27 protein-coding genes, 1 tRNA gene and 2 pseudogenes are annotated in these 25,548 nt (G+C 47.9%); 20 read left to right on the top strand and 10 right to left on the bottom strand.

The genetic code is table 11. From position 1 onward, the window contains the following. Window positions 1–181 precede the first annotated feature (181 nt). From H7A79_RS04340 to dut, 3 genes are all read left to right on the top strand, one after another. Window positions 182–1,348: an ATP phosphoribosyltransferase regulatory subunit gene (locus tag H7A79_RS04340; protein ID WP_187001180.1), complete on the top strand. Its 1,167-nt coding sequence runs from the start codon at window positions 182–184 to the stop codon at window positions 1,346–1,348. A 17-nt stretch (window positions 1,349–1,365) separates the two neighbouring features. Next, entirely contained in the window at window positions 1,366–2,664 is a 1,299-nt protein-coding gene (locus tag H7A79_RS04335; protein ID WP_135036077.1) for an adenylosuccinate synthase, read from the top strand. Between the two features lie 362 nt (window positions 2,665–3,026). Continuing rightward, a complete protein-coding gene (gene dut / locus H7A79_RS04330) occupies window positions 3,027–3,479 on the top strand; it encodes a dUTP diphosphatase (RefSeq protein WP_135036074.1) in 453 nt (150 codons plus the stop codon). 450 nt (window positions 3,480–3,929) lie between these two features. Here dut and H7A79_RS04325 read toward each other — a convergent pair. After that, window positions 3,930–4,367: pseudogene (locus H7A79_RS04325) on the bottom strand (IS1595 family transposase); the annotation flags it as partial. Then, window positions 4,280–4,546 carry a hypothetical protein gene (locus H7A79_RS15170; protein WP_377057900.1) on the bottom strand — a complete coding sequence of 89 codons (267 nt, stop codon included), beginning with the start codon at window positions 4,544–4,546 and terminating at the stop codon, window positions 4,280–4,282. The pseudogene H7A79_RS04325 and the gene H7A79_RS15170, both read right to left, overlap by 88 nt. A gap of 115 nt (window positions 4,547–4,661) precedes the next feature. On the opposite strand from H7A79_RS15170, the gene H7A79_RS04320 reads away from it, so the two are divergent. Next, on the top strand, window positions 4,662–4,889 hold the full coding sequence (locus tag H7A79_RS04320) for a transposase (protein WP_187001179.1): 228 nt from the start codon (window positions 4,662–4,664) through the stop codon (window positions 4,887–4,889). 236 nt (window positions 4,890–5,125) lie between these two features. Then, window positions 5,126–5,776, top strand: a complete 651-nt coding sequence (locus tag H7A79_RS04315) for an IS1595 family transposase (protein WP_187001178.1) — start codon at window positions 5,126–5,128, stop codon at window positions 5,774–5,776. A gap of 31 nt (window positions 5,777–5,807) precedes the next feature. On the opposite strand, the gene H7A79_RS04310 is transcribed toward H7A79_RS04315, so the two are convergent. Beyond that, window positions 5,808–5,884: transfer RNA gene (locus tag H7A79_RS04310), tRNA-Thr, on the bottom strand. Between the two features lie 1,524 nt (window positions 5,885–7,408). Between H7A79_RS04310 and istA the strand changes: the two genes are divergently transcribed. Together istA and H7A79_RS04300 are read left to right on the top strand one after the other, a co-directional pair. Further along, entirely contained in the window at window positions 7,409–8,284 is an 876-nt protein-coding gene (gene istA / locus H7A79_RS04305) for an IS21 family transposase (RefSeq protein ID WP_187000734.1), read from the top strand. 758 nt (window positions 8,285–9,042) lie between these two features. Next, a complete protein-coding gene (locus tag H7A79_RS04300) occupies window positions 9,043–9,474 on the top strand; it encodes a hypothetical protein (RefSeq protein WP_187001177.1) in 432 nt (143 codons plus the stop codon). On the opposite strand, the gene H7A79_RS04295 is transcribed toward H7A79_RS04300, so the two are convergent. The 7 genes from H7A79_RS04295 to H7A79_RS04265 form a co-directional block, all read right to left on the bottom strand. Then, window positions 9,415–10,185, bottom strand: coding sequence for a DNA adenine methylase (locus H7A79_RS04295; protein ID WP_187001176.1), 771 nt, complete (start codon window positions 10,183–10,185; stop codon window positions 9,415–9,417). The genes H7A79_RS04300 and H7A79_RS04295 overlap by 60 nt on opposite strands. A 55-nt stretch (window positions 10,186–10,240) precedes the next feature. Continuing rightward, complete coding sequence (locus H7A79_RS04290; RefSeq protein ID WP_187000112.1) at window positions 10,241–11,083, bottom strand: DNA cytosine methyltransferase; 843 nt, start codon at window positions 11,081–11,083, stop codon at window positions 10,241–10,243. Next, on the bottom strand, window positions 11,055–11,234 hold the full coding sequence (locus tag H7A79_RS04285; RefSeq protein WP_187000111.1) for a Com family DNA-binding transcriptional regulator: 180 nt from the start codon (window positions 11,232–11,234) through the stop codon (window positions 11,055–11,057). The genes H7A79_RS04290 and H7A79_RS04285 overlap by 29 nt, the downstream gene beginning before the upstream one ends. Before the next feature lie 178 nt (window positions 11,235–11,412). Then, window positions 11,413–11,832, bottom strand: coding sequence for a hypothetical protein (locus tag H7A79_RS04280; RefSeq protein WP_187001175.1), 420 nt, complete (start codon window positions 11,830–11,832; stop codon window positions 11,413–11,415). Then, a complete protein-coding gene (locus H7A79_RS04275) occupies window positions 11,829–12,194 on the bottom strand; it encodes a hypothetical protein (protein ID WP_187001174.1) in 366 nt (121 codons plus the stop codon). Before H7A79_RS04275 ends, H7A79_RS04280 begins: the two co-directional genes overlap by 4 nt. Then, window positions 12,191–14,611 carry a MobH family relaxase gene (gene mobH / locus H7A79_RS04270; protein WP_246408127.1) on the bottom strand — a complete coding sequence of 807 codons (2,421 nt, stop codon included), beginning with the start codon at window positions 14,609–14,611 and terminating at the stop codon, window positions 12,191–12,193. Before mobH ends, H7A79_RS04275 begins: the two co-directional genes overlap by 4 nt. A gap of 23 nt (window positions 14,612–14,634) precedes the next feature. Next, window positions 14,635–15,075, bottom strand: coding sequence for a hypothetical protein (locus tag H7A79_RS04265; RefSeq protein WP_187001172.1), 441 nt, complete (start codon window positions 15,073–15,075; stop codon window positions 14,635–14,637). A gap of 714 nt (window positions 15,076–15,789) precedes the next feature. Here H7A79_RS04265 and H7A79_RS04260 point away from each other — a divergent pair. From H7A79_RS04260 to H7A79_RS04195, 13 genes and pseudogenes are all read left to right on the top strand, one after another. After that, a pseudogene (locus H7A79_RS04260) lies at window positions 15,790–17,052 on the top strand (GspE/PulE family protein). A 4-nt stretch (window positions 17,053–17,056) separates the two neighbouring features. Beyond that, window positions 17,057–17,731, top strand: coding sequence for a thioredoxin domain-containing protein (locus H7A79_RS04250; protein ID WP_187001169.1), 675 nt, complete (start codon window positions 17,057–17,059; stop codon window positions 17,729–17,731). Beyond that, window positions 17,709–18,092 (top strand): hypothetical protein, encoded by a 384-nt coding sequence (locus tag H7A79_RS04245; RefSeq protein WP_187001168.1) that lies wholly within the window; start codon window positions 17,709–17,711, stop codon window positions 18,090–18,092. Before H7A79_RS04250 ends, H7A79_RS04245 begins: the two co-directional genes overlap by 23 nt. 2 nt (window positions 18,093–18,094) lie before the next feature. Then, the gene (locus H7A79_RS04240; protein WP_187001167.1) at window positions 18,095–18,610 is read left to right on the top strand and encodes an OmpA family protein; all 516 of its coding nucleotides are present in this window, start codon (window positions 18,095–18,097) and stop codon (window positions 18,608–18,610) included. Window positions 18,611–18,613: 3 nt separating this feature from the next. After that, window positions 18,614–18,919: a type IV conjugative transfer system protein TraL gene (locus tag H7A79_RS04235; RefSeq protein WP_187001166.1), complete on the top strand. Its 306-nt coding sequence runs from the start codon at window positions 18,614–18,616 to the stop codon at window positions 18,917–18,919. After that, window positions 18,919–19,785: a TraE/TraK family type IV conjugative transfer system protein gene (locus H7A79_RS04230; RefSeq protein ID WP_187001165.1), complete on the top strand. Its 867-nt coding sequence runs from the start codon at window positions 18,919–18,921 to the stop codon at window positions 19,783–19,785. Before H7A79_RS04235 ends, H7A79_RS04230 begins: the two co-directional genes overlap by 1 nt. 9 nt (window positions 19,786–19,794) lie before the next feature. Next, complete coding sequence (locus tag H7A79_RS04225; protein WP_187001164.1) at window positions 19,795–20,748, top strand: TraK domain-containing protein; 954 nt, start codon at window positions 19,795–19,797, stop codon at window positions 20,746–20,748. Further along, window positions 20,745–21,962 (top strand): TraB/VirB10 family protein, encoded by a 1,218-nt coding sequence (locus tag H7A79_RS04220; protein ID WP_187001163.1) that lies wholly within the window; start codon window positions 20,745–20,747, stop codon window positions 21,960–21,962. The genes H7A79_RS04225 and H7A79_RS04220 overlap by 4 nt, the downstream gene beginning before the upstream one ends. Then, window positions 21,962–22,570 (top strand): type IV conjugative transfer system lipoprotein TraV, encoded by a 609-nt coding sequence (gene traV, locus H7A79_RS04215; protein WP_187001162.1) that lies wholly within the window; start codon window positions 21,962–21,964, stop codon window positions 22,568–22,570. Before H7A79_RS04220 ends, traV begins: the two co-directional genes overlap by 1 nt. A gap of 11 nt (window positions 22,571–22,581) precedes the next feature. After that, complete coding sequence (locus H7A79_RS04210; protein WP_187001161.1) at window positions 22,582–22,917, top strand: hypothetical protein; 336 nt, start codon at window positions 22,582–22,584, stop codon at window positions 22,915–22,917. Window positions 22,918–22,931: 14 nt separating this feature from the next. Next, on the top strand, window positions 22,932–24,815 hold the full coding sequence (locus H7A79_RS04205; protein WP_246408125.1) for a DNA topoisomerase 3: 1,884 nt from the start codon (window positions 22,932–22,934) through the stop codon (window positions 24,813–24,815). 52 nt (window positions 24,816–24,867) lie between these two features. Further along, entirely contained in the window at window positions 24,868–24,945 is a 78-nt protein-coding gene (locus tag H7A79_RS04200; protein ID WP_246408123.1) for a hypothetical protein, read from the top strand. A gap of 15 nt (window positions 24,946–24,960) precedes the next feature. After that, window positions 24,961–25,548: a hypothetical protein gene (locus tag H7A79_RS04195; protein WP_187001160.1), complete on the top strand. Its 588-nt coding sequence runs from the start codon at window positions 24,961–24,963 to the stop codon at window positions 25,546–25,548.

Raw genomic sequence — 25,548 nt, 5'->3', positions numbered from 1 at the left:
AACGTGCGGCAGGTGTTGCCCGGAATGATGGTTGTTAGTGGGTTACATTTAAACCGAAACAGAGCGCAAGCCTCGTGCTGTACAAAGAATACGGTATGGCAAAGCAATGCCGCAGAGTTTAAATTTAGTCCGCTATCAGTTTGAGCAGCCTTTGTTGATCACACAGAGAGATTGGATTTTCATGCAGTCTTGGCAACTACCCGAACACATTGCCGATATCCTGCCTTCTTCCGCCTGCCGGCTTGAGAGTGCGCGGGAACGGCTGTTGGCTTTGTTCCGCGTGCACGGCTATGAATTGGTATATCCGCCCTTGATGGAATACAGTCATTCGCTGCTCACCCATATCGATGCGGGCTTGTCGTTGAAAACCATACGCGTGGTCGATCAGCTCAGCGGTCGCCAGCTCGGCGTCCGTGCCGACATCACGCCGCAGGTAGCGCGTATCGATGCGCATTTATTATCGGCCAATAACGGCATTAACCGCCTGTGTTATGCCGGTTCGGTGCTGCACGCCCGCCCCGATGGTTTTTTAAGCACCCGCGAACCTTTGCAGGTGGGCGCGGAGTTATACGGCTATGCCGATGTGGCTGCCGATATCGAGCTGATTGATCTGATGCTCAAAAGTGTAGCCGTTGGCGGTGTGGGTGAAATTCTGCTGTCGCTCGGCCATATCGGCGTATTCCGCACGTTGGCCGAGGCCGCAGGGCTGACCGGGGAGCAGGCAGCACAGTTGCTGGCATTGATGCAGGATAAAGATACCGCTGCCGTTACTGCCCAAGTTCGCGGGTGGAAACTCGACAGTATGTGGGCGAAAGCGTTTGCACTCCTGCCTGCGCTTTACGGTTCGCGCGAAGTGCTGGCCGAAGCGCGCGCCAAGCTGCCCGATTTGTTTGCTGTGGGCAAGGCATTAAACGAATTGCAGGCTGTGTGCGATGCCTTTCCCCGGCAGGTCGTGCATATCGATTTGTCGGAGCTGCGGGTGGACAACTACCACACAGGCCTGCTGTATGCTGCTTACGGCAGAGACAACCACGAAGCAGTAGCGCGCGGCGGCCGTTACGATGGTTTGGGCGGATATTTCGGCCGCGCCCGGCCGGCCACCGGCTTCAGTTTTGATTTGCGCACGTTTATCGGACATTTGCCGCAATGTGGGCAGCAGCCCCCCATTGCCGTAGAAGCGGCTGATTTGCAGCATGCGCAGGAAACCGTTGACCGCCTGCGTGCCGAAGGGCAGACGGTGGTCATCGATTACGGCAGCGGCCACAACGGCGGCAGAAAAGCGATGCGCCGTCTGCAACGTCAAGGAGACGGCTGGCAGGTGGTCGGAGCGGAAAACGAAGTTATTTGAATAACAGGTTGAGGATTATGGCTAAAAACGTAGTAGTGATCGGTGCCCAATGGGGAGACGAGGGCAAGGGTAAGATTGTGGACTGGCTGGCAGAAGAAACCGCCGGCGTAGTGCGTTTCCAGGGCGGCCACAATGCCGGGCACACACTGGTGGTGGGCGGCAAAAAAACGGTTTTGCGCCTGATACCCAGCGGCATTCTGCATGAAAAGCTCGACTGCTTTATCGGATCGGGCGTGGTGGTCAGCCCCGAAGCACTGATGGGCGAAATCGATGAGTTGAACGCCGCAGGTGTGAAAAACGTGGAAGGCCGTCTGAAAATCGCCCCCACCGCTACTTTGATTCTGCCTTACCACATCGCGCTGGATCAAGCGCGCGAAGCATCGCGCGGCAGCGGCAAAATCGGCACCACCGGCCGCGGTATCGGCCCCGCTTATGAAGACAAAGCCGCCCGCCGCGCCGTGCGTATGGTGGATTTGTTCGACACCGAAAAACTGGCAGCTAAAGTGCAGGCCAATGTGGCATATTACAACGTACAGCTGCAACACCTGCACCACGCCGAGCCGGTGAGGCAGGAAGACGTGCTGGCCGTTATCGAAAAATACGCAGACCGTATCAAACCGATGATTTCCGATGTGTCGCGCATACTTTATGAAAAAAACCGCAAAGGCGAAAAGCTGCTGTTTGAAGGTGCGCAGGGCACCTTATTGGATATCGACTATGGCACTTATCCTTTTGTAACCTCTTCCAACTGTTTGGCCGGCGCAGCATCGGCCGGCGCGGGCGTGCCGCCGCAGATGCTCGATTATGTGTTGGGCATTGTGAAAGCCTATACCACCCGCGTGGGCTCCGGCCCGTTTCCGACCGAGCTTTTTGACGGCATCGGCGCAGGCTTGGCCGAGCGCGGCCACGAGTTCGGCTCGGTAACCGGCCGCGCGCGCCGCTGCGGCTGGTTTGATGCTGCGGCCTTGAAACGTTCGATTCAAGTAAACGGCATCACCGGCATGTGCATCACCAAACTCGATGTGATGGACGGCATAGAAGAAATCAAAATCTGCGTAGGTTATACCTTGGCCGATGGCACAACAACCGATATTCTGCCGTTTGGTGCCGATGCTGTGGCAGGCTGCACACCGATTTACGAAACGCTGCCGGGCTGGAAAGAATCAACTTTCGGCGTAAAAGATTTTGCCGAACTGCCGCAGAATGCCAGAGCCTATCTGAAACGCATCGAAGAAGTGTGCGGCGCGCCCGTTGCCATGGTTTCCACCGGCCCCGACCGCGCCGAAACCATCTTGCTGCAACATCCGTTTGCCTGATTGGGCCGGCGGTTCTGTAAAACACCCTTTGGGGCCGTCTGAAATTGTTCAGACGGCCTTTGTGTATAATACGGCAGCTTGGACTCAAGCCAAACAAGAGCCGCAGACCATACAAACAGCCGATAGCGGATCACGGCTGCATCAATTTGATGCCTTTGAAAAAATACCTTAATGCCGTCTGAAAGGCTTAATACCGTTATTTCCATTGTGCCCTTGTGTGTCTTGCTGTAGAGAGAACGATTTTGTCAGCCGCCCAGGCTGGCGAACAGGTTCCGTATTGTCCATGCTGTTTGGGCTGGTGTCCGAAATAAAGCGGATTTTACGCTTGTAGACAAGATGCCTTTTAAAACGAAAGAGCCGTTATGCAAACCGAAGTGGAATTAAAAATCCTCAACCCGAAAATGACCGACTATCTTCCTGCCTATGCCACAGCCGGCTCGGCAGGCTTGGATTTACGCGCCTGTATTGACGAGGCCGTTGTTTTGCAGCCGGGCGCTACGTTTCTCGTGCCGACCGGCTTAGCCATTTATTTGGCCAACCCTGCTTACGCCGCCATACTGCTGCCGCGTTCGGGTTTGGGCCACAAACACGGCATTGTGCTGGGCAATCTGGTCGGGCTGATTGACTCGGATTATCAGGGAGAACTGAAAGTGTCGGTTTGGAACCGTGGCAAAGAAGCGTTTATCATCGAGCCGCTGGAGCGTATCGCACAAATGGTGGTGGTGCCGGTGGTGCAGGCTGCGTTTAAGTTGGTGGATGAATTTGCCGCCAGTGAACGCGGTGCGGGCGGTTTCGGCAGCACGGGTAAAAAGTGAAACGCAATAGGAATCCGCACATTGCCGATACAAGGCAGCAAGCGGGCAGAGACAGCCTGCCGGGATATTGTAATGTCGTAACAGTATTAGTGAATCCACTTTATTTCTGCTGTGGTACTGCTGTGTTTCCGCTCAAGAGAATGATTGTGTAAGCCGCTGAAGCAGCAACAAAACCAGCTCTGTGCTGCCTGCAGTTTGTTGCGCCACACCGAAAATGAAGCGGGTTCACTATAGCGTTTACTTTTTTTGAGTCGACCCACAGTTTTATACCTAACCCACTTTAAAGCCATGACAGTATCGGTTCGTTTTGCCGTATCCGTTTCCCATCCCATCATCGCCTGCCTTTGTTTGAGACTTATTTTAATGGTTGGCGATAAATTTTCTTATCATATCAGTGCTTTAAAAATAAGGAGTTGTCTTAGATAACCAGGATAAATCTCTCTTTACCAATTATTTCAAAATAGAAATTTGAGACTTTATTTCACTGTTGCCAAAACGCCGTCCACACGCCTTCAAATACAGCTCAAAATGTTCTTTGGGAATACCGTTAAACTTGAGCAAATGCCGTTTTGCCTGATTCCGAAAGCTCCCGATTCCGTTAATGTGATTCTGCCGTTCTGCAAACCGTATACTGTGGTTGATGCGAAAGCAGCTGAATCTGCCCGCATCAAGTACATCATAACTTTTGCAGCAATCGGTATAGACAATGCTGTCCGGCTTTATTTGTCCGCGGATGACCGGCAGTAAAGCAGCGGTTTGTGTATTGGGCACGGTAACCGTATAAACTTTGCCGTTGTGCCTCAAAAAACCGAAAACGACCGCTTTCCCTGCCACACCGCTTCCGCGTTTTCCTTTGCGATGACCGCCGGAACAGCTTTCATCCAGCTCAACCGGAACGTCAAAAATTTCATCGGCAGCAGTGTTAAATGACGGCTAATGACTTGGCGGATTTTGCGTAGAACAATGCTGCCGAATTGGGGTATCCAAAATATCGGCAGCGGAACAGCAGTAACTTGAAGCACGAAAAACACAGTAGTTCTTTTTGAACTTTTTTCTTTAACTATCATGATGTTATCTTTATTTTTGGAGGGTGGCTATCTGCTAATCTAGTACAGTCCCTTGTTTTAACCGACTATCCATTTAAAAAGTTGGACATACAATCTAAATTTTGAAGGTATTTCCATGATTAAATCCACAAATGAATTCAAACTGGAAGTGGTGGGATTTTATTTATCACTGGAATATGGTTATCAAGCAACGGCAAACAAATTCGGATTAAGTGGTTCAACAGTTCGAAAACGAGTTAAAACCTGTCATTCTCACGGACTAAAAGATATATCCGCAGGCACGAATCCAAACCAGTATATTCGTTTGAATTCAAAATGCAGATTGTCCATCTTAATGAATTAGTCATACAACATAATCCCGGTTATGTTTCCCAGCTTTGCCAATAGCTGCACTGATACCGCATAGAAAGATAGCGCGTCGAAGCATCAACGCCGTTTGTGTATTCAACCGGTAACAACCAAGCCGTGCCCTGCTTTTGCGGGGCACTTTTGTATTCAGTATTGTTTATTTTTTCGGCATTGTTTATGGGGCTGTACTAGATAACTAGGGAAATTTAACTTCAGGTTAGAATAATCCCTATGAGAAAAAGTCGTTTAAGTCAGTACAAGCAAAACAAACTGATTGAACTATTTGTTGCAGGTGTTACCGCTCGCACAGCGGCGCAATTAGTTAGCGTCAATAAAAATACCGCTGCCTATTACTTCCACCGTTTGCGCTTACTTATCTATCACAACAGCCCGCATCTGGAAATGCTTGATGGTGAAGTAGAAGTTGATGAAAGCTATTTTGGCGGACAACGCAAAGGCAAACGTGGTCGCGGTGCGGCTGGCAAAGTGGCTGTATTCGGGCTTTTGAAGCGTAATGGTAAGGTTTACACCGTTGCCGTACCCAATACACAAACTGCGACTTTATTGCCAATTATCCGCGAGCAAGTGAAGCCTGATAGCATTGTTTATACCGATTGTTACAAAAGTTATGACGTTCTTGATGTGAGCGAATTTTCACATTTTCGGATCAATCACAGCACACATTTTGCTGAGCGACAAAATCACATTAACGGAATTGAGAACTTTTGGAACCAAGCAAAACGCCATTTACGCAAGTTTAACGGCATTCCCAAAGAGCATTTTGAACTGTATTTGAAAGAGTGTGAATGGCGTTTTAACAACAGTAAGATAAAATTTCAAATTTCTATTTTAAAACAATTAGTAAAGCAGGATTTGTTCTAGTTATCTAGGACAGCCCCTTTTTTTATTTAAATGGTGCCGGCACCAAGAGTCGAACTCGGGACCTTCTGATTACAAGTCAGCTGCTCTACCAAACTGAGCTATACCGGCTATATATTATGTTTAATATAATATCCGTTTTTTTTAGTATTTGCAAATTATTTTTCGGTAGTTTTTAAATTTTTTTAAAGATATCGTTTTGTTGATAGCTTATTTCAGGTGGAGTGTTTAAAAAAACTGCAGATGAAATTTTATATGATTAACAAACAATAAATATTAGTGGGTCAAATTTAAAATGAGATAAGGCCTTGAAGTGTAGATAGGATAAGCAATATGTGGAGAGTTACATGGGTTTAATTTTCATCCATGGTATTCCTGATTTAAAAGTATCGTCATGAAGTTAGCTAGAATTATCTACTATCCGGTTAAACACATCCATGGTATCTTGGTGGAGCGTATTTAAATCTACTCAGCTGGTTTTTTTCCATATGACCCGATAGCTCAAAATTTATTTTAAAGGGTCTTTCCGCAACATTTCCAATAGTGCTTTATACAAATAGTGCTTTATACAAATCATCCTGTCGGTGGCTGAAGAGAAACCCAGGGTTTCTTTTAAATGCAGGTAAAAGGTTATGCTCCGGCACTCAGTTAAATCGTACCAAGCGATGCTTGGCATAGCGCCAACCATTGATATGTTGCATACCTCGGGCAAACCCATTGCCGCCTCGTTTGAGGATGTCGGAAAAGATGGTTTTAGTGCCCGCTTTTCACCCGAGTTTACCTCGGATGCGCTTTGCCTTGAAATAGGATTGGTCTGATTCTACGGTGTCTTAGAAAGGGGTGTACTGCCCGCATTCGCCAGCTGGGCACCGGCGTAACTTCAGGTACGGGCTATTGATGCTTCCGACACTGATTCCGGTCAATTGCCTCATCATTGCAAGGCTTTGAACGGTATTTTGGAAATACTGTTTACATCTGTCGCTTCTACATTAACTAGATATTTCTAGCAGCATGGAAACTGTATAAAGAAGAGCCGAAGGCGTGTTGTGTTGGTCTAGTGGCTTCTGATTGGTTTAAATATTGAACCCGTTATTGTAGATTGATTCTTCAACAGAAAAGATCTGTTAAAACAGCTGTAAAAATACTGGGTAGAACCCACAATTTTCAGCGTTCATATGAGATACTTGATAAGATATAGGCAGTTTTGCCATTGACAATGGGATAGAAATTTGGTGTAGGCAGTTTGAAAATTTTACAAACTGGTGTTGACGTTTCAAACTTTGTTGGTACTGACCCGCATATAGATACAGGCAATTTCATACTGTCAAAGCTAAAAATACTGTTCGCCAGCTTCTTTAAAGCACACGCCGCATTAGGTTTCGGTTTTCTCGCTAGATAGCGGCGTATGGTTTGCTGCCAGTGGAATTGGTATAGTTGAAAAGAAATATCAGGAAATAGTTGAACAATGCCTATGAATCCGTCTGCATTAATGCTTCGAATATGTATGATTTTTTATAACTTTGGTTTAACCTGCCTCGTAAAGTGTTATCTGCAGTGTAAAAATGACCACCTGACGGCAGTCAGAAATTGACCACCCTGACTTAAACTCGCAGCTTTAAAACAAAGGCTGCTTTCATGTTGAATCAGGAGACGGTTGCAGCCATCAAAGCGCTCAAGCAGCAAGGCAAATCCATTCAAGGCATGACCAAAGAATTGGGATTGTCTAGAAACACCGTTAAAAAGTATCTGCCTCACAAAGACTGCGCACCGCAATATCAAAGAGTCGGATCAAAACCCGGCAAGCCCGACCCCTTTAAAGACTATATCCGCTCCCGCATCGAAGCCGCTGCTCCCGGCCGGATTCCCGCTGCCGTGCCGTATCGGGAAATCCTCGAAACGGGCTTTCAGGGCAAAGTCGGAATCGTCAGTGATTATGCCGCCATCCTCAAACCCAAACCCGATAACGAACCTGCGCTACGCTTTGAAATCAAACCCGGCCGGCAGATGCAGGCGGATTTCACCATTATCCGCAGAGGCGGCAACCCTCCGAAGGCCTTTGCCGCCACATTGGGTTACTCCCGAGCAAGCTGTGTCCGCTTCTATGACAACGGGCGTACCGAAGCACGGACAGACGGTTTGTGCAACAGTTTTGAACTCTTCTGCGGCATGGCGCACAAAGTGCTGTTTGATAATGCCAAAACCGTCATGATTCAACGTGATGCCTGTGCAGAAGACGGGCGCCGTCTGAATCCGGTGTTGCCGGCAGCAGCCGACGGCTACGGTTTCCTTTCCAAAATCTGCCGCCATATAGGGCTGGGACTAAAAAGCAGAGTAGAGCTTTTCAAGCGTTACCTGAAATCCGGTTTCATCATGCCTTTGCAGGCGACATTGCGTTCTTCAGGTTTGCTTTCGGATGTTCAGACGGCCGATGGCTGTATCGGCAAACGGCTTTCTCAAACAGCCGATGCACGAGTACACGGGACAACAGGGAAAATTCCAACATCCGTTTAATCCGAGAGCAGGAATTTTTACTGTCCCAGCCCACCACAACAGGCCTGAAAGTATGCTTGCTTAAGCAGCCCGAAACCGGCATGTTTTCCGGTTTTCAGTTTTGTCCGAAACTATTGATTCATGAGCAAAAATACTAGATGATGTCGTAAAAGCGGCCATCATCGGTTTGCCTGCGGTGATTCTATTCGGCACCTATACCGTCGGTTTGAGATGGTTTATGGTGTGTAGTATGATAACCGCGATTATGGCGGGAGCTTGGGGCGCGAATGCGTTACGGCACCTGGCCAAAAAGAGAAAGGATTAAACATGGGACTTCCATTTGCAGTCTTCATGTTATGTATTTATGCATTGATTGCATGGTCCGGCAATAAAATCCTGAATGAAGACGACGAAAAAACCGTCCGATAACCGTACCGCAAGGTACTTTTAAAACCATCCCGCTCGAACGCCTGTGCGTCCGGTGCGGGATTTTCATTGGAGGATTGCTATGTTGTACAGTAGCAATAAAGACTATGATCAATACATTAAAAAATTGGTCGAATTAGGAAACTGGTTGAAGCCGCGCGAGAAATTCCGCGCATTTTTTTGAGAAAAACCCGTTTCCATTTTATTGCACACGCTGCAACAATGTTTCAAATCCTGCCAAACAACGGCAGGATTTTTTTACACCTCCCGAACGTAGCACTGCCATTGCTGACTAGTGTCGCACAGGTGCGGCAATATGTGTCCATCGAATGAGCGAAACCGAGGAGTACGATATGAATATCCCTGCAACCCAAAATGAAGGCTACGGTTTTTACGGCACCATCGCCCTTTATCACAATCCTCAGGAGTTTTGGACATTGGCCGTTACCGAAATCTGCCGAGTCACAGGCGAACATGAGGAGGATGTGGCCGTATTTTTGGACAGCCGCCACGGCCGCCATTTTGCAGATGAGGTTTACAATGTGCTGGGCGGCGGTTTAGACAATCGGGCCGCGGTAGCCGCAGCAGTGGATAAATGGAATGCGTGGACGTTTGGCCGCCGCCTCTCCGGGGAAACCGGCCTGCCTCAAAACACGCCTTACCTGCACGACCTGATTGCGGTAACCGCTGCCCGCAAAAAAAGCAGCGCTGCCGCCGCTTTTACCTTAATAGTTGCAGATGACCAGCTCGCCGCTGGTCTTTTGCGTTTTGTCGCGGCCGACTGAGTAAGCCAGTTCCAGCCGTTTGATACAGAAGTCTTTAAACAGCTCTCTGATGTCGGGGTGGTCGTTGATGGAGAGCATGATTTTGCCCCTGCTGTGCGCCATTGCTTCGGCCAACAGTTCGTATTGAGCCCAATCGAATGAGCGGTCGTAGCCTGCGAGCTGCCAATACGGCGGGTCGGCGTAGAAGAAGGTGTGCTCTCGGTCGTAGCGTTTGAAGCATTTTTCCCACGGTTCGTTTTCGATGTACACGCCGTTGAGCCGTTGTTGTGCGGCTTTCAGACGGCCTTCGATGTTTGCAGCGGTGAAACCGCGGGCGGTTGTGGCGGTGCCGAAATGTTGGTCAACCGTTTTGCCGCCGAACGCGGTGTGCTGCAAATAAAAGAAGCGGGCGGCGCGCTGTATATCGGTCATCACATCGGGCGGTATGGATTGCAGGCGGGTGAACACTTCGCGGCTGGTGAGCGTCCATTCGAACTGGCGTACAAATTCGTCGAAGTGGTGCTGCACGACTCTATATAGGTTGACGAGTTGGCCGTTGAGGTCGTTGAGCACTTCGCATTTGGCAGGCTGTGGCCGCATAAAGAACAGGGCTGCGCCACCTGCGAAGAGTTCCACATAGCAGCTGTGTTCGGGAAACAAGGGCAGCAGGTGTTTGGCCAGGCGGCGTTTGCCGCCCATCCACGGCACAATGGGTTGGGGCTTGGGTGTCATTTTCTCTCCTTAATATATAGAGTAAACGGCACTCGCGGCGCTCGGATGGGTTTAATCAGAATGTTTTGATGAGTTTTTCGGCAATCCATTGTGCGACTTGCGGACAGACGGCGTTTCCGGCAGCCCGAGCCTCGCGAGCGTCGGCCGCATCCAGTCCGCGCCGAAGCCCATAATCTTCAGACGCTCGCTGCCGCTCAACCATCTGATGCCTGCTGTTTTCGACAGCGACGATATTTCCGCCCGAGATGTCGATACTTGTCCCGTCGGCGAAACCCGCAAGCAGCGTAGGATGAGCGTCCGCCCAGGCGCTGCCCGCTTCCGTCTTGCCAGATAGGCGCTCCATTGGTCCGGCATCACCCAAGAACTCCACGGGGGGCAGCTCTCGAAAACCTGCGACCACGAATATGCGGCGGCGTTTAGTGGGGACTCCGAAATAACGGCTGTCCAGCACTCGCCAGTATCCCACATACCCGCATTGGGCAAGCGTTTCAAGCACCGTTTGGAAGTCGCGGCCATCGTTTGAAAACAAGAGACCGGGGACATTTTCAAGCACCAGCCAGCGCGGTTGAAGGGGCTGCACGATGCACATTGCATCGAAGAACAGCCCGGTGCGTTCTCCGGCAAGGCCCCGCCGTTTGCCCATTGCCGAAACGTCTTGGCAGGGGAAGCCGCTGACGACAACATCGGCGCGGGAGAGTGCGGGCAGACAGGTGCGCACGTCTTCGTGCCGCTCTGCACGGGGGAAGCGGTCGGCCAACACGGCGCGGCAGACGGGGTCGATTTCGACCTGCCAGGCCGTCTGAAATCCTGCGGCCTCGAAGCCGAGGTCGAAGCCGCCGATGCCGGCGAAGAGGCTGCCGAGAGCGGGTTTAGGGTTGGGGGTTTTCCGGGCATCCATTGCGTCCTTTCTGAAAGGTTGGATGCTCGGCGGCATTCTCGGTTGTTAAAGCGCGGATGGCGTTGGCGGTTTTGCAGCGCGGGCATTTGATTTCAAAGTCGCCCGTGCCGACGGCCAAGAGTCTGTTACAATTTTTGCAACGGTGTTTCATTTTTCGGGTATTCCTTATGCATTAGTGATAAAATACCGCTGCCTCGCGAGGTGGCGGCTTTGGCTAATGCAGACTATCCCTGCTAGGCCGGCGTATCGGTGCGTCCTCACTGATACGTCGCCGTCTTAAATTTTTTCTGAAAGGCCGTCTGAAACCGTTTTCAGACGGCTTTTTATTTCTACCGTTTCACAAGTGCGGCCAGCAGATTCGGGCCGATGCGCCACGGCTCGGCAAACCCCAGTGAGGCGGCTACGGCCTCGCTGCAAAACCAGCCGCGCCGGCCTTGACCAAACGGACGGAATACCACGCCCAAGCTGCCGCGCAAATCGTAGGGACGGCCTTCGTGCCGTTTAAACCATGCGCGCACTTTTGCCTCTGCTTCGGGTGTGTAGTCCATTTCGACCACATCCCAATTCAACGAATTGAACGCAATCTTTTTAAAGCGCACGCCGCCGTCGTACCAGCTGGCCGATGCGCACATGCCGTCTGCAAACACCACTTCGCAGTGGCTGTATTTTCCCCTGTCTGCCCAGCGCACCAAGCGGCTGAACAAACCGCGCCAACCCGGCAACGTGCCCTTGTAAAACGCAACTTTCATGAAAAAATCCCTGCATATTTTCTGTTTTGCGGCAGCCTGGCCAGCAGCAGTCTTTGGGTATGGGTTTGTGTCCATTCAAAGCCCTTGCCGATAAACAGGGCTTTGCCCGAAACGGGAATCTGATTGGAGGTCAGGCCGTAGAACGGTAGTTGGCTCAAGTTTTTTCGGTAACGGCGGATGCGCCTCCCCTGTTTCAGACGGACGGCGGCCATCGATACCAAGCCTGTCGATGCAATCATTTGGGCATTGACAGGAACCGGTACGGCATACAAAGAGAATGCGGCAAGCGAATAGACTGCCGAACTGTAAAACTCATATGGAAACCGGTAAACGTTTTCCGGCACTTGCAGGGTTATGCTCATGATTTGCCCAATCTGCCCAAATTTGACGGAGCGCGTTTGTCGCTGACCGATAAATCGGTATTGTTTGCCGGCCGACTGCCCGGACGGATAAAGAAACGTATGTTTCTTTCGGGAATCAACAGGCAATTGAGTAAAAATTTGCCGTCCGCATAGGCATGGAAAATAGCCGAATTGTTATGTCTTTCATGCCAGCCAACCGTCAAAAAACCCTGTTGCGCCAGCAGTCCCGGACACGTGGGATTACTCTTGTCGAAAAAACCGCCCGTATAGGTTTTGAACACCAACGGTGTAACCAGAATCATGCCCTGCTCGATAAAGTGCACCATAGAGTCGTTTTGGTTGATGCTGATGCTTCCGTCTGCAAGACTGTCCGCAAGCCAGCTCAGGAAACGTTTGCCTTCGGCCTGTAAGGCCAGTTTTTTTTCTTCCATGGCTTTATTCGGCTTATGTTTCGGCGGAGTGCCGTTTTCTCCGAAGAGTTGATCCATTTCTGGGCTGTCTCCTTTGAACACTTCGACGGGACGCGGTGCCAGAGCAGGGCGGCTGTCTCTTTCTTTGCGGCTTTCTGCCAATCCCGCTTCGGCACTTTCCGTTGCGGGAATGATTGCCGCATCCTCTTGTTGCACAGAAGCGGATATTGCGGCAGTTTTCGGCTTGCTGTCGGCAAACAGGTTTTTGATTGCGCCCGTAGTCATCTTCTTATTGTTCTGCGGCAATGTCGGAACAGGCTTGGCTATGGTTTTAGACGGCTGTTTTTCGTGATGAAGGACGGTTGCGGCAGTTTCAGACGCTCCGGCATTGCTGGCGGTTGCGGCAGCTTTCTCCGTATTGTTTGCCGGTATATCCGGCACAGCTTCAGATCCGGTTTCGGATTTTGGTGCAATTTCCTCCTCGTCCGGGATGGCCAGTAGATTATGCTGCATCAGAAAATCATCAATGCTGTTAGCTGAAGCAGGGGCAGGTTCGGACTTTGGTGCAGTTTCCTTACATGCTTTGGGCGGTTCGGGAATAACGTAGTTTTCGGGAAGGGAGGAGATGGTTGCCTGCCCGGTTTCGGATGTTGCGGTATCGGTCTGTACGGCAACCGTACCGGCATCATCTTCTGTGGCAACATCCGCAGTGCCGGCTGATTCCCTGGCCTGCTTTGGCTGTTTGACTGTATGAGTCAGAACCTCCAGGCTGCCCAAAAATTCGGCAGGGTAGGGTTCTTCGGGATAAAGGGTGTGTAAGTTGAATTGCAGTACGGAGAACAGATGGTTTTTAACTTCCCCGTCATTGCGCTCAAATCGGACTTCGACATTGGCAACGGCTTTGCCTTCGTCGTGCGGTGCCGGTAGAACGGCACCGTATTCCAGCAGTGTGTCAAATATCCGCTGGTTGTCCGACGGGAAAGAAGCCGCAGTATCGGGATGGTGTTTTTCCAAAAAATCACGGATTTTGTCCGGTACGTTTTTGGCCATCACAAAAACGCTGTTGCCTTTGCGGAAAATATCGCCGCCGGCTGTTACAGCCACAGAAAAATAAGCACCCCGCTCGTGCAGCATTTCTTTGAGCGTTTCCATCACAATTTCAATAAGCGGGGTGCGCTTGGCCGTTGCAAACCGCTGCCGCGATCCGGCCCGCAAATCGCGGGCGGTTGATGTCATATCGGCTTGGCGGATAATCTGAGCCATCGGGTGTTGTTCATTGCAGCCGCTCAGGTACACCCGCAGGGTGCGGATCAGCTCCGGATCCGAGTCCCCCATCCACCGGCGGGCTTCCGCCGGCACAATGATTTGAAAGAAAGTCCAGCCCAACGTCTTATGTACGTCGTATGCCGTTTTATGCTCGGGAAACAGAACGCGGTAAAAACGGCGGCCGGTTTCCTCCATCTTTCCCGTATCCGGCACCCACAGCATATAGTCTTTGCTGTTCGGATTGTCATATAGCTCTATATCGTAGGAGGTCAGTACTTTGCCGATGTCGTGCAGCAATGCGGCCGTCAGAATGCCGTAGCGCCACACGGATGTCAGCCGCGCGATTTCTTCGGTTTTAGCCCCCGGCGGCCAGCTTTTGGCATTGGAGGCGAGCAGGGCCATTGCGGCAACGTCCAGCGTATGTTTGACCAAGCCTCTGTCTCCCGCGTGATGATGGGATTCGGAGGCCGGTAATCGTTGGACGAAGCGGATGAAATTGTGCAGCAATGGGAGGCCGTCTGACTCCCAATTTTCGTTGGATAAGCCGAGATTGCTTTTAATTTGGGCGATTGTCGGTGCAAGGCCCAGCTCATAGATAAGCTCATCGGCTTCCAAAATGCGAAAACGGTCACCGATAATTTTGGGCGACGTGGTAGAAGCCGGAGCAGTCTCGGACGGTGCCGGTGAATTGGCTCTGCTTCGCAAAAACAGCCACCCGGCGGCACCGAGGGCGCAAGCCATTAATAGTTCGCTGGCAGACCAGTTCATTGATAAAGGTCCTGCGGCAGGGTGTCGGCACCCAGCATATTGAAAATATATTCCCGCGATTTTTCAACAGGCACATGCGGTTCGGAAGATACCGCAATATCCGAAATCCTATGTACACGCTTTTTATAGCCGATGTAGCTTTCAACCAAGCTGTTCCACAGCTCTTTGTTGGCTACAACTGTGAGATAAAAGCCTTCGAATTCATTGGCAATAAGTTCGGTCAGGTCTCTGTCGCAAGGGGTATTGGGCAAATGTTTCAGCAACTCCTCCGTCTTGCTTATCAGGTAGTCTGAGGTGCGTATGTCATTGAATGTATACTCTTCAAAAAAGCCGTCACACCTGTCTATCAGATGCACCAAGATGGCCGGCCAGCGGGGGCTGGCCGTTTCGAATCTTTCAAGAATGGCGCACAAACGGTTAAAGTCGGTCGGATTCATATTGACTACCGTGTATTGTCAAATAATCAAAGTTTTACCGACTGACCTATTTGGGGTAATCAATAATATGAAATGACCTTTTTGAGATTTTTTCTTGACAGTAAGGTTTGAATTGTGTTTCAGCCTACCCCAGCCTTTTTTCTTTTGGAAGAGCAGAATAAGAGATGGCAACATCTCTTATCCTGCTCTTCCTTACTATTAATGCCTTTTCCCCTTAATATTTAAAGCTTTTCTATTTAACTTTAAGCCCTTTGAATTACCCTTAAGTCTTTTAAAAAGGCAATATGCGGTTTTTTAGCATATTGCCTTTTTGCCTTTTGGATAGGCCCGTTACCTTAAAATTGCCTTATCTGTCAAGAAACAATCCAAAACGGCCTAAATAGTATTTCACACAAAAAAGGCCGTTTGAACAACCATATTCAGACGGCCTTTGTCAAGAAACAATCTCAAAAAGGTCATTTTTATTTGTTTGATGCCAAATTCCACTTTTTTGTGAAAAATCAACCACGTCAACTAGACAACTTTTCGTTAACCGATCTGCGGAACAGGAAATAAAGGATGGGGTATCCATATTTTCCGACTAATCAACCGCATTTTTAGGCGGGAGCGTTTACTTGGGCTTACCCACACCCAGCCGACGTTACCCGCTCGACGTTGAAGCGCTCCCGCCTAAAAATGCGGAAACGCATAAGTGTTTGAATAGGTATTTCACAAATGGATAACAGCCAACTTGTCGTACTTGAACAGTTTAAACATCTAGATCGCCAAACAAAAAAGCGATTGGATTTAAAGGGCAGTGGTCGTTTCGAGCAAACAGGTTCACGCAACGATATTGTTGAATATTTGAACGAGTTGTTTTGGTACGCAAAAAGTGAAGGCGTATCTGACATCCATTTTCAATCTGATGCCTACGGTGTGAACGTACGTTTTCGGCTTAATAGCATGAAAATGGCTGATTACATGCACTTATCCCGTGAAGATGGTGAGGCCGTCGAAAAACGGCTCAGATCACAAAGCAACATAAGCGATGCTGAAAAAAGGCTGGCCCATAGTTCTCGGTTCCACATGGTCCGTAACCAAGAACTTTTGAATATCCGCATTAGCTTTCAACCCACTATGTTTGGTCAGAACATAGTTTGCCGGTTATTAGGCGAAGCTGAAGAATTACCTCTTGCAGATATTGCAATGAATGATGCGCTCCGAGAGCAATATATAAAGGCACTTAATAGCGAAAACGGTTTAATTTTAGTCAGCGGCCCAACAGGTTCGGGCAAAACCAAAACATTGATGGCGAGTATTGGATATTTGAATAACAACACCAAAAACTTGGCTACAGTTGAAGATCCGGTAGAAATCATTGCCCCGGGGGTCAACCAAACCAATGTTACGCCTCAGCTTTCATTCTCTGAAGCACTCAGAAACATATTGCGACAGGATCCTGACATTATTCTAGTAGGCGAAACACGAGACGAAGAAACAGCCAAAATAACAGTAAATGCTGCTTTCACAGGTCATTTGGCATTTACCAGCACCCATGCCCGTAATGCACCCTAATCCATTATCAGGCTAATTCAGCTTGGTGCAGAGCCATTTGAATTGGCATCTGCCGTTTTATGCTTTTTCTCGCAAAGGCTACTTAAACGCCTTTGCCCATATTGCTGTTTGATAAAACATCCTAGAGAAGTACCCCCTACTAGATTTCCGGTTTCTACTTACGCGTTTGCCAACCCTAAAGGGTGTAGTCAATGCGCCCATCAAGGTCACATAGGCAGAATCCCTGTTTTTGAAATGGGTTTTAACACACCGGAAATCAGAAAAGCCATTTTGCATCAAGATTTAGAAACCATAAAACTGGAACTGCTGAAACAACAGAATTACCGAACACTTGCTGAGGCGGCATTGGAGCTTTCAGCAGAGGGAAAAGTAGATTTTGATGATGCGGTAAGTCTGATTGACACAACGGTCATGAAAGTATAACGGTATGGAAAGAAGACAATTTCTACTGTCTGTTTTTGCAGCATCTCTAATGACGACAGTAAAAGCAGCACCTGATCTCAGTATGTCTTCCGGGCGGCAAGAAATAGATGACAAGGCTGTGCGTCAGTTTAAGCCGGCAACCCTAATTGGTAATCACAAAGAAGATGCACACCGCATCTATATGTTCATTTCTTTTGCCTGCATTTTTTGCGCACAAACATGGCGGGAGTTCGGTGAATACGGTTTAGGCCTTCCGAACCCGTACAAGTTTGTTTATGTGCCGATATTTAGTGACAAAGTACAAAATATAGCCGGAACAGCTTTTTATATTGTGCGAGAGCTGGCACCAACTAGAACGCCTGTATTTTTGACACAAGCTTTTGCGTTGCAACAGAAACAGAACGTGACCGGCCAAGACTATCTAGCCATTTTATACAAAATGGGCTTTACCCATGAGCAAGTTACACAAACAGTTAGACACGAAATCACTCAGAAACGAATTGCCAGGGCAATGATGTTGTTTAATCGTTACAAAGTAAGGTCGATAGATAGAACCCCGGTATTCGGTGTCACAGGCAAATACCTGACACATACCGGTTTTACCCGAGACGGAACCTATAAAGAGGTTGCAGATAATTTAAATTGGTTGCTTACCGATGAAATTGAAAAAACCTCATAAACAGATTTTGGCGGGCACCATGTTGACAGTCTGCTTTATGTTTTCCTTGGCCTTTCAGCCGCGAACATGTCCGCATCAATTTGCAGTACATAAAGAGGATAGATTTGTCATGGCCCATGTATCAAAACCGATGCAAACGGCTCTGTTGTCCGTATTGAGCTTACAACAATATCCAAGCTGTTTTGCACCAATCGGCAGAGCAGGGCAGTCGGATAAAGGATGGTCTTATGTCGTAGTGGATGCGATTCAAAATCAGGCATATTCGGCTTACAAATTTTGGAACAGTTTAATTGCTGGTTTGGTAGCGCTCATTAGTGCCTTTTTCACCATCAGCAAAATAAGAAAATTATCAAAGGAGTAGAAATGAAACCGGTCATGATTTTGGGATATATGTTGGCCATATCAATTACCGGTTGTGCATCAACCGAACCCGTATTTGATATGGCCGATAAAGTGCCAGTATTAAAACACGTCATGCTACCAACGCCTGTGACAGATTCTGATTCAGTGGTACCCGGCATTAGCAATGTGCCGTATTTGGTTCAAGGGGACGATACGGAGCTCCGCCATTTGGTTGTGTCATTCGATGAACACACAACCCAGCCTGAGCTGTTGCACACAGTTCACTTTAAAACCGCTTCCCACCAAATGTCTCAAGCTGAGCAACGTTCACTAAAAAATAAACGTCATTTATTTAATGAAGGTGTGACGCTATCAGGATATGCCGACCCACGTGGTTCAGATAGCTATAACCAAAAGCTATCTGAAAAAAGGGTAGCAAACGTCAGGCATACCCTGAATAAATTAGGTATCTCAACACGCGATGAATGCGCTTACGGCGAAAGTCGCATACCCGATATTCTCAACTGTGAGGAATAAAACATGAACGAAGAAACCATTGTTTTTCCCCAATACGTTGATAACTTTGTTCCGATTATGTTTTGGGAAGCTGACGACATCATTCCATTTTTTATCGGATTTGAGGGGGGCGTCTTACTCAGTATGTTAATTGATCACTGGACAGTTCAAGTAAGTGGAATTTTGATTGGAATTTATTCTTCTCGAAAATATGCTCAATCAAAACAGGAAAATTTATCAGGAATGATATTTCACAAACTATACACCATAGGCATTTATCGAATGAACAAAATATTTCAATACGGTTTAATGAGAAGGTGGATGCACTAATGGAGTTCAATAAAGCAAAAGCGCGTATTAAACAACACGCAAAAGACCTTTTTTCCAAAGCCTCAATAAATACGGTATTGGCACTTTCATTATTAGGCATGGTCATTTATCAGCTGACGGTCAATAAGGAAACAATATTAGTTCCGCCCCATTTATCCGAAGAAGCAGTAGTAAGTAGAAACCATGCCTCTAAGGAATATTATCAACCATTTGTTCAAATGGTGGTTGGATCTATATCGGCTGCCACTCCTGAAAATGCAGATGAAGTATACAAATGGACTCGAAAATTCTTCATCGATGAAGTATGGGCTAATCTCGGACCACAGATCTTGGCCATCAAAACAAACCCAAAGTTCAACGGTATCAATCTGATGAGCTACTTCTCAATAGAAGGAATAGAGTACGAGCCACGCACAGAAATATTTTACGTATATGGCAAATTAACCTCTGCTCAGTACAGAAAGGGAAGAATCCAACCTGTCCGTTCAATCTATGCAACCTACGAAGTCCGTATGGAAATGTTTGCAGGGGTTCCCAAGGTTACACATTGGCGACCTTATGAAGGTGTGCCAATGACACAAATATGGAAAGAAAAACACCCTGAGTTAGCCAAAAAACGGGAAGCTGAATTAGAAAAAACAGTAGAAAACCATCAAACGCATCCACACGCTGATGAAGAAGATATTGTGCAAGAAAAAGATTACAGCATTACTGATGATGAAGCAGCCGACAGCATGCCTGCATCTGAAATATCAAAATCAGATAGCCAGCAACCGCCAGAAAGTACAGCTTCACAGATTATGCGTGGAGTTCAGCCACCGGCTCCAACCGGCTCTCCAGCCAATTCGCAAGATGACTTACTTTAGGATAAAAGCATGAAAACAACCGGTAAAATTTCTATCTTAGCTGTTAGTTTACTGCTCGCTGCCTGTTCATCGTCAAAAGATCCGGATCAGTTGTCTGTGGCTCCTGTCCAAGAGGGTGCTGCACAAAGCAAAACCAAGAATGCGCGACAAAGGGATTTTGTAGCGGAAACACGCAAAACTAATACAGCTTTGCCAAGCAACGCCCAGCGCAGAATTGTTCAAGTATCCGCTCCCCGAAAAACCTCTCAAGGCACATTAATTGACATTCAGGAAAGGCGGGTCAGAGGCGTGCACAATATAACTTCCAGATATGGAGAAAATCATACAGTCAGTATTTCCCGGAATTATCCAAATACTATCTTAACGCCTTTTGCCGACCCTCAGGTTTACGACAACGGCAATAAAACACACTTTGGTTTGGACAGTTACGGTTCTAATCTGATAGTAACTCCTCGCAACAATCAAAATATTTGGCTGACTATATATGACTTAGCTAATCCGCGAGGTTTGCCGGTTACGCTGACCCTCATACCCAAAGCGGGCATGATGTCTCAAACGATTAATGTCACAGTTGAGAAATCGCCTAGTGAGATAGCCAATGGGTTGCACCCCTCATCCGGCAGCTTCGCACAAAAACTTACCAATATTCTGAAAAGCATTGCCATGCAGAAACTGCCGGCTGGATTTACTGTAAGGCCATTGCGTGAGAAGGTTTCTCTTTCTAAAGACATGCAAACCGTGCCGGTGGAACGATATTCCGGTGTTGAATTTGATGTGTACCGTTATCGGATAACCAATATTGGCAATGCAAAATTTGAATTTGACGAGGGTAGTGAAGAAGCCTTCAGAAAAATCAACAAACGTGTCCGTGCAGTAACGTCTTATCCGCAGACAACACTTTACCCGGGTGAATCCACAGACGTACTTATTTTGATCAGTAAACGTGGGGGTGGGAAATCGTGAAAGAGAAACTTAGAGAACATTTTGGGGGTGGCAACGCAGTTTCCAAAACCAATATCGCTATCGGCGTAGGCATTATAGTATTTTTAGTTATAGCCGGTGTCCTTCTTTCAAGAGATATTTCAAAAGCCGATTTTGGTAAGAAAAAAGGAACAGAGCAATTGCTTCAAAATACTCAACCCGACGTAGGCAACCAGAATCTAGCCGGTGAAATACGCCATCTTCGCGACGAAATAAGAGCTATACAATCTAGCAAACAAAGTTCTCAACTTAATGAAGAACAGTTGAACGCCTTACTTGAGCGAAAAATTGCCGAAAAGATTGGCAATGCACGTGCGGGAAGTACACCGACAGGAAATCCATTTGAGACCCAAGGTCAAAACCCGGCCGGACAGAACGCCCCTTTACTAGGTATGAATGAAGACTCAACCGAAGGCCAATCAGCGAATGTCGCCTCAGCAGCAAGCGGCCAAGTTGGCAACCAAGATCCTGCTGGCAAAAGACAGGGTTTGCGTAGGATGAAAGAAGAAAGCGCGGCCAAAGGAGGAAAATCTGATGATAATCAAACATTTCTGCCCCCGGGATCTGTTCTGTCCTACTACTTACTGACAGGTATTAACGCACCTACAAATTTGACCGCGGATGATAAGAATCCCCCGGTTGCTCTGCTCACTATTAAAGGAGATGCCATTTTACCAAATGGATTTTCGGCGCATTTAGAAGATTGCTTTGTGACAGCAGCCGTATTCGGCCAATACATGGATTCCCGCGCAGTAGGGCGCACTAACAAAATCAGCTGCATTCGAGATGACGGTAAGGCTGTTGAGGCCACACTTACAGGCCAAATCAATGGGGAAGATGGTAAAGCCGGATGGCACGGCCGTACCGTTTCCCGTACCGGTAAAGCATTGGCCGGACTTGCCAGAGTTGGGATTTATCAAACACTCGCCGATATTGGTGCAGGGGCGGCAAACGGATTAAATGTTAATGTGGGTGGTTCATCTTCAAACGGAACGGCACGAACACAAATTAATTTGGGTGGGACGGCTGGGCAAGCGGTTGCAAGGAATGCAGGAACGGCATTTGAAAAAATGGCCAACATTTATGAAAAATACGGTGAACAAGCCATTCCTGTAATTGAAGTTGAACCTGGTCGAACTGGCGAAATTGTTTTGACCGAAGGTCTTACCTTGGAATTTTCAAAGGAGATTAAATAATGGATATGAAACTGATTCCAGCATGCTTTATTGCAATTATGCTTGGTGGTTGCTCCTCCATGTTTAATATCGATAACAATATTACTGAATGTAGCACTTCAGGCCGTGGAACACCATGCGTCAGCGTTAGGGCAGCTTATCATGCTTCACAAGGATATGATCCTGAAGCAGAAGTTACAGCTATGGAAGAAAATGGGCGGATGAGTCGTCAGAATGCCAAAAAATCCATCAGTCCATTCGCACCACAACCAATTCAAAACGCATCAGACTATCCCAGCCCTCTGCTGAATCAGGCAAAGGTAATGAGGGTATGGATAAACTCTTACGAAGACGAGGATGGAAATTTGGTTTATCCGACTCGTGTTTATACCGAAGTAGAACAACGAAAATGGGATACAGGCTATTCACTCAAACGCTCAGGTGACAACAAAGGCAAACGTGTCACGCCCTTGGTTCCCAAATCCACTCCGCCCCAAAAAGCCCTTGCTGAAGAACCTGCTTCAGCTTCGGAGGCAGCAAAAACTGCTCAGTCTCAGGGGGAGGAAACAGATAGCAACGAACAAATTCCCAACTCTTTACCACAAGGCTTAATTGCCCCTCTTCAATAAGGAAATTGACCATGGAAATATTAAAAACTACATCATCAACTGTTGTTTCAAATAAATTGATGAAACAAAAAGACTACTTGATGTATTTGCTCTTATCCGCATTTGTCGCTTTGCAGGCACGCGCGGGTACTGATGATATGTTCCAAGAAACATTTGATTTCTGGATGAATGTACTACAAGGGACGGGCGGTAAGCTGTTAATAGGTATTGCCGGTGCAATCGTTTGTTTCGCTTTGTTCGCCCAACAATACAAAGCATTTTTTATCTTGTTAGGCATTTATGCAGTAATTATGTTTGTCGTGCCTGCGATGACAGGCTCACTAACAGCTACCATTCCAGTCCTTTAAAAGGCTGGCTGGGAATGAAGCTCTTCCTTTGCGAGAAGCCTTTGCAAGTCAAAGCAATTGGCAAGGTACTCGGCGTTTTGGATGGCCGTTACGACGGCTATTACCAAAAAGGCGATACTGCTGTCACATGGGCATTCGGGCATATTCTGACTCAGGCCATGCCCGATGCCTACGGCGAGGCTTATGCGGATTTCGGCAATATCGAATCTCTGCCTATACTGCCTCAGCAATGGAAAATGGAAGTGTCGTCTAAGACGGCCAAGCAGTTCAAGGCTATTAAAGGGCTGTTGGCCAAAACCGACGAGGTAGTCATCGCTACGGATGCCGACCGCGAAGGAGAAGTGATTGCACGGGAGATTTTGGAATACTGCGGTTACCGCAAAAAAGTCTCCCGTTTCTGGATCAGCAGTTTGGATACAGCTTCGGTCAAAAAAGCCTTGGCGGCCATCAGGCCGGGCAAACAGACTGAGACGCTGTATCAGGCAGGCTTGGCACGCAACCGGGCCGACTGGTTGGTCGGTATGAATCTAAGCCGCGCTTATACCGTTGCTTATGCTTCCGGTTTCGGCAAAGAGCATACTCTCTCCATCGGCCGCATTCAAACACCAACGCTGAATCTGGTCGTCCGTCGTGACCGTATCATCGATACATTCCAGCCTTATCCGTATTACGGTTTGAGTGTCGATTTTCAGACGGCCTCACAGGAAGCCTTTACCGCATACTGGCAGATACCGGAATCCCTACAAAACAAAGACGGCCTCTGTGTTGACAAGGCTTTTGTTGTAGCGTTAGCCAAACAGTTGGAAACTGCGACAGGTATCGTTTCCGTAGCCAAAACCGAGCGTAAAAACACCCCTGCACCGCTGCCATACAGTTTGTCGGCATTACAGAAAGAGGCCAGTAAACGCTTTGGCTTATCGTCTTCCAAGGTGCTTCAAATCGCTCAAAAGCTATACGAAGAATACAAAATCACATCGTATCCGCGTACACCATGCCGGTATCTTCCCAAATCTCAACAGCAGGAAGTGCTCGGTGTGTTTGCAGCCCTGGCCGCTATCGACGGCAGCCTTGCACCGGTGTTGGCTAAAGCCGATCCCAATCGTCCGTCACGGGTTTGGAATGACGCTCAGGTCAATAAACACTCCCACCATGCCATTATTCCGACCCTGACAGCTACGTTCGACATGTCGGTATTGGATAAAAACGAGCGTGAAATCTATCTGATGATCCGCAGCCGCTACATCGCCCAGTTCTATCCGGACTATGAATACGATGCGACGGTTATCATGGTGGAAAGTTGCAGCCAAATCTTCAAAGCAACCGGCCAGCAGCCGAGGGTGCAGGGTTGGCGTACCTTATTGGGCAAAGCCGATGACGAAAGCGCAGAAGAAGATGCCGTTTTACTACCGGCAGTATCTGTGGGCAACGTATTGGCTGTTTCCGGTTGCAAAACCGAAAACAAAAAGACTGCACCGCCGCCACGCTTTACCGAAGCCACCCTGTTGGATGAAATGGAGAAACTCAGTGACTATTTGAAAGAGGTCGATGACGAACAAATCAAAAAAGTCCTACGCAGTACACAGGGACTGGGTACGGAGGCTACCCGGGCCGCCATCATAGACCGACTCTTCGAGATGGGCTATATGGAAAAACAGAAAGGTAAAATTTTCTCTACCGAAAAAGGTCGCAACCTGATTTCTAAAATTCCGCACGAAATTGCGGATCCGGTAACAACGGCTAAATGGGAATTGGCTTTGGCCGCGATTGAAGAAGGCCGTCTGACCATGGAGGATTTTCTTGCCTTTCAAGGCAAAATGATTACCAGCATGGTAGAGGAAGCGAAAGCTGTCGCAGCCACACGGCCAAAACCATCATTCAGCAAAGGCGGCGACGGTTAAAGAAGGCGATTTATGTCCGGATTGCGGAATCGGTTTGTTGCGATAAAAACATATCAAAGACCAACCTGAGAAGAAATATCTTGGCTGCTCGAATTTCCCGGACTGTAAGTATTTTGAGTGGTGCCAGTAGCGAAAGGATAAGTTAATGTACCAAAAAATTATACGGTTTATCAAAGACATGATTTTTTATCATGCTGTTTTGAGTCCAGATAACACTGATTGGGATGTGTACGTTGGCGGTCAACAGGTCTGCACCATTAATCATAGTGAAATCGAACCCCTGAAAACTGCTACTTTAAAGTCTTTCCGGGCGTGGCTGCTTTTGGTGAAATCTATACTGGCATGGTTTCTCAAAGCATTTTGGTACGCCATTCTCATCACACCGTTTGTTTGCTTGATCATTTTATGGGCGGCAGCACACAGTCCCGAGGCGTGGCCGCAGTTCATCGCAAAACTGATGGAGAACTCAGCCACAGTATTGAGACTTATCATCAACGCCTCTTTTCATTTTTCATTCATAGTCAGTCTTTATGTATGGGTGGTGTGGTCGATAATGCGAAAGCGGCGTTTCACATTTTCACATCCCAATCCTTTTATGACTGAGTTAGAAGACAGAATACGCTTATACAAGGGTATTACCATCCATGGGGTAATGGATATACCGACGAAACCGTTTGTTATCAAATGTGAACCCTTGGGAAAGGCTATTCAAGTTAGTAAAAAACACAATTGA

The organism is Neisseria musculi, assembly GCF_014297595.2.
GTDB classification, from domain to species: Bacteria; Pseudomonadota; Gammaproteobacteria; order Burkholderiales; family Neisseriaceae; genus Neisseria; species Neisseria musculi.
Note: the sequence above shows the minus strand (reverse complement) of the source record. Positions and strands in the feature narration are given on the sequence as shown.